Source organism: Caballeronia sordidicola, assembly GCF_002220365.1.
GTDB classification, from domain to species: Bacteria; Pseudomonadota; Gammaproteobacteria; order Burkholderiales; family Burkholderiaceae; genus Caballeronia; species Caballeronia sordidicola_C.
This window is the reverse complement of record NZ_MTHB01000134.1, coordinates 1-7,077: the sequence shown is the minus strand read 5'-3', so window position 1 is coordinate 7,077 and position 7,077 is coordinate 1. Positions and strand designations below refer to the sequence as shown.

8 protein-coding genes are annotated in these 7,077 nt (G+C 58.4%); 4 read left to right on the top strand and 4 right to left on the bottom strand.

The window, feature by feature from the left end:
- Window positions 1-400: 400 nt before the first annotated feature.
- From BSU04_RS21790 to BSU04_RS21775, 4 genes are all read right to left on the bottom strand, one after another.
- Window positions 401-1,399, bottom strand: a complete 999-nt coding sequence (locus tag BSU04_RS21790) for a site-specific integrase (protein WP_089162557.1) — start codon at window positions 1,397-1,399, stop codon at window positions 401-403.
- Window positions 1,396-2,340, bottom strand: a complete 945-nt coding sequence (locus BSU04_RS21785; RefSeq protein WP_089162556.1) for a tyrosine-type recombinase/integrase — start codon at window positions 2,338-2,340, stop codon at window positions 1,396-1,398. The genes BSU04_RS21790 and BSU04_RS21785 overlap by 4 nt, the downstream gene beginning before the upstream one ends.
- Window positions 2,337-3,572 carry a site-specific integrase gene (locus BSU04_RS21780; RefSeq protein WP_089162555.1) on the bottom strand — a complete coding sequence of 412 codons (1,236 nt, stop codon included), beginning with the start codon at window positions 3,570-3,572 and terminating at the stop codon, window positions 2,337-2,339. Before BSU04_RS21780 ends, BSU04_RS21785 begins: the two co-directional genes overlap by 4 nt.
- A 76-nt stretch (window positions 3,573-3,648) precedes the next feature.
- Window positions 3,649-5,241: a phage integrase family protein gene (locus BSU04_RS21775; protein ID WP_089162554.1), complete on the bottom strand. Its 1,593-nt coding sequence runs from the start codon at window positions 5,239-5,241 to the stop codon at window positions 3,649-3,651.
- Window positions 5,242-5,797: 556 nt separating this feature from the next.
- Between BSU04_RS21775 and BSU04_RS21770 the strand changes: the two genes are divergently transcribed.
- The 4 genes from BSU04_RS21770 to BSU04_RS21760 all read left to right on the top strand — a co-directional run.
- Window positions 5,798-6,139 carry a hypothetical protein gene (locus tag BSU04_RS21770; protein WP_256983180.1) on the top strand — a complete coding sequence of 114 codons (342 nt, stop codon included), beginning with the start codon at window positions 5,798-5,800 and terminating at the stop codon, window positions 6,137-6,139.
- A complete protein-coding gene (locus BSU04_RS47800; protein ID WP_179258392.1) occupies window positions 6,136-6,432 on the top strand; it encodes a hypothetical protein in 297 nt (98 codons plus the stop codon). The genes BSU04_RS21770 and BSU04_RS47800 overlap by 4 nt, the downstream gene beginning before the upstream one ends.
- A gap of 44 nt (window positions 6,433-6,476) precedes the next feature.
- Window positions 6,477-6,707 carry a hypothetical protein gene (locus tag BSU04_RS47795; RefSeq protein WP_179258391.1) on the top strand — a complete coding sequence of 77 codons (231 nt, stop codon included), beginning with the start codon at window positions 6,477-6,479 and terminating at the stop codon, window positions 6,705-6,707.
- Between the two features lie 171 nt (window positions 6,708-6,878).
- Window positions 6,879-7,077: phage integrase N-terminal SAM-like domain-containing protein (locus tag BSU04_RS21760; protein WP_179258390.1), on the top strand; the 199-nt coding region annotated here is incomplete at its 3' end.

The following is a 7,077-nucleotide window of genomic DNA, read 5'->3' as shown; positions in this document are numbered from 1 at the left end:
GAAAGTGCCGGGCGAAACTGCGTACCTGAATCAGATAGGACGTCTGGGTATTATCCGCAAGGTTGCGGATCTGCATGTCATGCAGCATGCGTTGGCGCAGTGGTGTCATGGCGAGCCTCCTGGAAACAGTGGGTGGAATGCCCAACCGGGCGTTCTCATACTGCTCCTGGCGACACCGCTCACCACCTCGCTGGGTTTCAGTGCCAGACAACCCTCTTCATGAAACGTCAGCCATACACCTGTGTCCACCTCCCACTCCCGCGTCAGCGGGTTAGTACAAGAGACACTATATTCCCTTCCGGATTATGTCGGGTTCCGCGATTGAGCTACGGGATCGATCAAGAGTTACGGGTCGTAAAGCAGATGTACTCAAGCGATCGCCCGACATAATTTTGAGAGCCTAAAGACTGTTCAGAAAGTCGAGGAGCTCGTCTGTCGGCTTGAAGCGTCCTGGCTTGCCGCGTCGCGGAGTTGCCTTCTCAAGGGCCTCCTCTTTCATCGCAAGGGTCGCTTCGACATATTGCTCGGTTGTTTCCACCGATTCATGCCCGAGCCATAACGCGATGACCGAGCGACGAACGCCTTGTTGCAGAAGGTCCATGGCCATGGTGTGTCTCAAACAGTGGACAGTGACCCGCTTCTGCTTCAATGACGGGCAAACTTCACACGCGGTCTTTCTGTGCTTGTTTAGCAGGTACTGCACACCGTGGACACTGAGGCGTTCACCACGCTCACTGGGAAACAGAACTGTGCCATCACCGCGTTGTGGTTCCCGCAACCACGCTTTCAGTACGGCACGTGTGGATCTGGCGATAGGTGTACAGCGCTGCTTTCGACCTTTCCCGATCACCTGCACGTGAGCGCCGGCTCCGAGGATCAGATCCTCGCGATTGAGCCCGGTCATCTCGGACAGGCGAAGGCCGGTCTGTACTGCGACCAATAGAAAGGCGTGATCACGCCGGCCAGACCAAGTACTTTGATCAGGGGCCGCAAGCAAGGCATCGACTTCTGGACGCGTCAGGAAGTGGACCAGCGTACGGGTGAAGCGTTTGCTGGGAATGGCAAGCACTCGTTGGATCTGGGCGGAATTGGCTGGTGTTTCGAGCGCGACGTAACGAAAGAACGAATGGATTGCCGCGAGGCGCAGATTGCGGGTGCGAACGCTAACGCCCTGGTGCTTCTCAAGCTCATCGAGGAACGAGACGATCAGAGGAGCATCGATGTCCTCGAAGCTCAGCCGGGACGGTGACTTATGCAGGCGCTGCTGCACGAACTTTAGAAATTGCCGAAAGGTGTCGCGATAGGAACTAATGGTGTGAGGACTCGCCTGGCGCTGCTGCATCAGGCGCTGTGTGAAGAAATGCTCCAGTAGTGGAGCAAAGGTAGCAGAAGTAGTCATGGCCGGTCCCCCCAGCGCTGTTCGAGTCGGCGCATCGCCTCACGCATCAGTTCGGGCGAGCCGCTGAAATACCACTGCGTATCCTCAACGTGGACATGGCCGAGGTAGGCCGACAGGATTGGCAAACGGCGCTCGGGATCCTGATCGGACTGATACCAGCGTACAAGTGTGTTCGTCGCGAAAACGTGTCTCATGTCGTGCAGACGCGGGCCGTGACTGTCGGATGCGCCGCGCAAACCAATCTGCCGCGACAATGAATAGAAAGTGCGATGAATTGCACCGACATCCATCCTGTTACCCCAGCTGGAAACAAAGAGATAGGAAGATACTGGTCGATCCGCCCAGTGATGCTCACGCCGCGTGATGTAGTCCGCGAGCACCTTGCAGGTCGAAGTATGCAAGGGAACGATTCTCGACTTGCCTAGCTTCGCTCCACGGATCGTCAGTATCCCCGCCGTCAGATCTACGTCCTGTATCTCGAGATTGCGCGCCTCACCCAGACGCATGCCTGATACGCTCAGTAATCCGAACAAACAATGATAGGTCGACGACAGAAGTGCTTCCCGTTCATTGCGGTATGGCATCTCAAGCGCAGCCCGCAATAGTGCGCGGATCTCACCGGCCGAATATAAATACGGTCGAGCCCTCTTGGGTTGGAATGGTAACAAGCCTGGCGCTGGTATCTCGGTGCGAAGATCGGTGGCACTGCGATGGCGCGCAAACTGGCGTATATAGCACAGTCGTCGCGCCCATTCCGCGGGTTGGACGTGCGATGGTTGTCGAGCCCAAGCGAGAGCCAACGCCTGGGTAACGTAGGGAGCCCGATGCCGTTCCATGAACGCGACGAAATCTGGTAGCGCCCTGCCTGCCTCATTCAGCTTGAATCCCAGGCTGCGCCTCAGATCGAGGTAATCCTGAACGGCTTGGCGAAGCGTGTTCATCGTGCACCTCCCGGCCAGGGCAAAGCGAGCGTGCGCAATGACTTGATGTCTACCTTCGCGTAGATCGCTGTAGTCTGTTGATGACGATGCCCCAACACCTCGGCGATCTCACTGAGCGAGGCCCCATGATTCAACATCTGGGTGGCCAGGCCGTGTCGGAACTGATGGGCACCCGTCGTGGGCGCGTCGATGGCAGCGCGTTGAAGCGAACGCCGCACGATCGAGCCGACGCCATTTGGTCCAAAGCCTCTGATGGGCGCATTTGCACTTAAAAATACGCGGCGGCTGGCGCTAGGAGGACGCCCGTGCTGCAAGTATGCGGCGATTGCCTTGCCGACGTCTGCGGGTAAGGGTAGCTCGTTGCGCTGTCCACTCTTGCCACGCACGTTCAACTGGCCCGCGCCCCAGTCGATATCATCGAGCTCGAGAAAGGCCACCTCACCAGAGCGCAATCCCAGTCTCGCAAGCAGGAGCAAGATGGCGTAGTTGCGGCGACCGACTGCAGTGTGTCGATCAATGCTAGCCAGCAGCTGTCGCGTCTGGTCAGCAGAAATTGCACGAGGAATTGATGGCATCGACCAGTTGGCGACGACTGGAACGGCGGCAGCCAGGTCCACCGTAACGTCGCCACGATAGCGCACGTAGCGTAGAAAAGATCGCAGGGCAGTGGTCATGAGTTTCGCACGCTTTAAATGCAGACGTGGTGCGTTAAACTGCACAAAGCTCACGACATCTGCGGCGCGTAGTCGCGAAAGCGTGACCTTCCCGTCACCGAAACAATAGTGAAGAAAATCGCGGACGAACGGTACGTAGTTAATGATCGTTGCCGCAACGAGAGCCTGTGCGTCGCGCAAGTACTCTGCGTATGCCTGTACACAGATCTCAGCCGGTGGCACCCGACGTGTCGCTGCCTTCTCGACACGAATCACGCCCTCACTCCGCAAAAAATCAATGAGATGTTTGAGCGCAGGTCGATCGCCAAGGTATGATCGGACATGCTGGGCGCGCTGACGTAAATACCGCGTCGCGTGCTCGGGGCCGATGCCCCGTTCACCAACGCCTCTCTGCTTTAGCCATCGGCTAAAGCGTGCCGCGACTCGAACGTGCAGCTTCAGCCACTGTCCGCTGTATCCCTGAGCGCTGAGCGCATTCGCAAAGGATGCCAAATAGGCTGCCAGCGGACCTTCCGGTGCTTGCGAGAGAATAACCTGATCTTGGATGATGTACTTCACGATGACCTCCTTCCCCGGCGTGGGGAGCGGGTGGAAGGAGTCAAGATTATCTCTATCCGGCGGCGCCCGTTTGACCTTAAAACCGCCCCATCACGCGATTACAAGACATAATCCGGAAGGGAATATAGTGTCGAAGCCAATGCGGGCTCGCCTGCTCGAGTCGTTGTGCTGCTGAAGAGTCCGTGGCTTCGATCTGCTGTCCAACGAGTCTAAAGAAACGCTTGAGCACAGCACGCAGACGTGTCCCGGAAATGCTCACCGTCTGATCGCCGCTTAACGCCGCGACGAGCAGAATGTCTCGGTTACAGCGACGTGGGTCTGCAGGTAGGCTTCGCTGCTGAAGATAGGTTTGTAGCGCTCGCATCGCAAGTGGGGGCATGGCAACCCTCGCGGCACGCCGGCCCTTGCCAATCAGGCGCAGCCATACGTCGTCGGCGTCACCAAAGTACAGGTCTCCGAGCCTTGCGTGGATCAGTTCGGATGCGCGAAGTCCGGTTGCAAGTTCGAAGTCGAGAATGAAGCAAAGCCGTTGCGCCGCTTCGACCGACCAGCCGTACGATGTGGATAACTCGTTGGCGATTCGTCGCGCAAATCGCCACTCCTCATCTCTGAGTGCTCGCATCTGCACGTGCTCGATCTGTCGCGTATGACCCGCCGTGATGCCAGCGAACGGATTCGCAACGACATACTGCTGTTCCACAAGCCATCGGAACATGGCCGATAGCACCGACAGTGCGTACGCCACCGATGACGGCCGCAATCGGCGAAAGAACGGCCTCCAGTCGTCCGACTGACGGACCTGTCGCGGGCCAACCCATTGATCTCTCGGTTCAGGAAATCGTAAAAACGCTCGATAAGCAATCGCATCATTGGTGCTCAACGATGAGAGCGCCCTCTTACGTTCGACGTTTGCCCACAATAAAAGCCTCTCCGCCTCTTTACGGTAAGCCCTCGATGTAGCGTCGGTCTCATGCAAAGCGAGCCAGGCCTCAATGGCTTGCTTATCAGTGGTCGCGTCTAGCAAGCATCGTAACTTCGGCGCGCGATACTTGCCTTGCGATCCATTGCGGCTACGAACAGACTCAAACTGTCGCCAGGAAATGTGCTCGCGCGGCGCAAAACGTTCGACCAACTGACGTGCAGCGTTGGTTAGCAGTGGATGGTGAGAAAAGAATGCCTCGACGTCGCGCGCCGATGCCGGTCCAATACCGGCAATGTTGCACCACCACATGCGGCATCGGGGCACCCGCAAGGTCAACTCGGCAAGCGTGGTTATGCCCTGTGCATTCAATGCACCGATTGCACGTGTTGGCAGCCAAAGTGTGATGTCATCATTGATCTGTGGCTCGCGGCCAGCCAGTAAGCGAAGTTCCTCGATAGCCCTACGCACATCGATCACGTGAGCACTCCGATATGTGCCGTGATCTGCGAAAACAGAAGCGATATCGTATCGTCCGTACACCTGTGCAATGCGCACCAGGCGTCGCTTGATGCGACCAATGACGCCACGTGAAGACTGTGTTTGAACACGAGCATGAGGAAGATAGCGGCTCACCGCCGCGCGCGCTGATATCCCCTCATACCATGCACGCAACGCCGCGAGCGAGGCGTGATCGGGAAACGCAACGAACGAGGGTCCAGCATCGTCGCCATGGCCGAAGTGCTTCACGTTAGCCTCCAAACGCGTTGCCTTCTACAAGCGTACGGCATCGTCACCGCCCTTGCCTAGCCCGTACCCGCAACAACCCTATTCCGATAATCGATCTTATTGAAACGGCCATGCGCGAACCCAAAAGTGGCTGCTAGCACGCCAGTCGGAGTGTCAATCGCGATGTAACAAGTCGAAAAAGGTTACGGTTTATTTGAATCAAGCCAATGTCGATGCGGTCCGTCCGTCGGCGATCAAGTTTTGCAATGAGTGGGGTGATGCCGATCGCAGCAGACCGCTAACCGTCAGCCATTGACCATACTGCCGAAATCGCCGCCTCGCTGCTGTTAATTTATCGTTATGTAACGTAAAATTACGTTTCCGGACAGGCGAGGTCGAGCATGGCACTTGGCAAGGGTATGTCGTTACAGGATCACCTCGTAACGGAAAAACGGGGCCGGGGCCGGCCACGCAAGCCCGACGCCATGACCAACGCGCAGCGCCAGGCAGCGTTTAGGGCACGGCACAAGGCGTCAGGAGAATCCGTTACCGTAACGAAAAAAAGCATGATGAGCTGGTGCTCGAATGCGAGCGGCTGCGCGAAGCGCTGGCGCAGGCGCGTCGCGCGGCCCCGGTCCGCCGTCGCGCGAGAGGCGACGGCGTCCTGCCTGCTGCGTCAGCGGTGCTGGTCGAGCCGGTGCCGGCCGCCAGCGAACCGGACGAGAAGCGGCTGGTGGTGACGCTTGGCGCGCGCGAGTATTTTTCACTTGACCGGCTGGCGCTCCATCACGGTCTTACGAAACGCGCGGTGCTTGAGCGACTGCTCTGGTGGGCCGATGACAGCATCGTCCGGTCCTTTGGAGACGATGACGCAGCATTTAACCGTTACGTAAATTGTATTACGAAAAATATGAAATGAGAGATCTCACAGACACTGCCACGCGCGATATCGGGACGAGCGTATTCCTGATCGGATATGCCCGTGAAGCCGACATCCAGGTCGAGAATTGCACCGTCGAATCCTCGTTGAGACGGCCAGGACCCATGCGCAGCAGAAGTTCACGGAACTGCTGCATGGTCCGCACTGACCTCGCCCTGCCTGCCGGCGTCGGCATGCCGGCGCTCGTGGTCTCGGCCGGCGAGCGGGCCGGCGTGCGCTTTCCGGTGTTCTTCGCGTCGTCGATCCGCAGTTCGCACAGACGGCGCGCGTAGCGCACGCCGTTGGTGAGTTTTTCGCCTGGTGCGCGCAAGCGGGTGTGACGTCGATTACTGCTGTGCAGCCGTTGCACGTGGCCGCCTGGATCGAGTTGCAGACACAGACGCTGTCTGCGCCGACCGTCAAGCAGCACCTGACCGCCATATGTCACCTCTTCAACTGGCTCGTGATCGGCCAGGTCGTGCCGCACAACCCGGCCACCTCGGTGCGGGGCCCCGTCACACCGCGAACGAGGGCAAGACGCCTGGGGCTTGCGACAGTCCCGAGCTGAATCACAACGAGCGGCCTTGTCGTTCACATCGGACCGGACCCGGCCATGGGACTAAACCGCTCGCGCGGTAGGCCCTCCGTTTGAGGCATGTGGTTTTTCGGAGGGACCCGGCTTGGTTTCCTATGTTGATTGATGAGGCGATCCGCCTCGTTACTCGACAGGAGCCGAGCTATGACGACATCCACCGAAGTTATCAGCCCGTTACGCCAGCGCATGATGGACGACATGCGCATGCGTCGCCTCGCGCCGACCACGCAATCCAACTACCTTCGCGTCGTACGCGAGTTCACAGTCTTCCTCGGACGCTCGCCCGACACCGCGACCGTTGAGGAATTGCGACGCTACCAGTTGCATCTAGTCGACCGCGGGG

Bases quoted from the DNA above. Each gene is read 5' to 3' on its own strand.
- BSU04_RS21785 (WP_089162556.1), bottom strand. From the start codon at position 2,340: ATGAACACGCTTCGCCAAGCCGTTCAGGATTACCTCGATCTGAGGCGC.
- BSU04_RS21790 (WP_089162557.1), bottom strand. From the start codon at position 1,399: ATGACTACTTCTGCTACCTTTGCTCCACTACTGGAGCATTTCTTCACA.
- BSU04_RS47800 (WP_179258392.1), top strand. From the start codon at position 6,136: ATGAGAGATCTCACAGACACTGCCACGCGCGATATCGGGACGAGCGTA.